At 34.0% G+C, this 268-nt stretch carries 1 pseudogene; it reads left to right on the top strand.

The window, feature by feature from the left end:
- Positions 1–268, top strand: a pseudogene (locus VJI94_RS08420) (hypothetical protein); the annotation flags it as partial.

Genomic DNA, 268 nt, shown 5'->3' with positions numbered 1-268 from the left:
CAGTTAGATCATGCTTATTTACAACAGTTGATTAATTATCAAAAAATATTACAGCAAAGAAATAGCTTATTAAAGCAAGCAGGTGAATCAGGTCATATGGATGAAACATTACTGTCTATCTTGAATGATCAACTAATTGACAGTGGTAGTTTTCTTTATGAAAAACGAAAAGTCTTTCTGGCGAGTTTATTACCACTGGCTTTTACTATTTATGAACGTATTGCGGGGAAATCAGACGAGCTCTACTTGTCATACTTCAGTCCTTTGG

Origin of the sequence: Parvimonas sp. D9, assembly GCF_035282565.1 — a bacterium.
GTDB classification, from domain to species: Bacteria; Bacillota; Clostridia; order Tissierellales; family Peptoniphilaceae; genus Parvimonas; species Parvimonas micra.
Note: the sequence above shows the minus strand (reverse complement) of the source record. Positions and strands in the feature narration are given on the sequence as shown.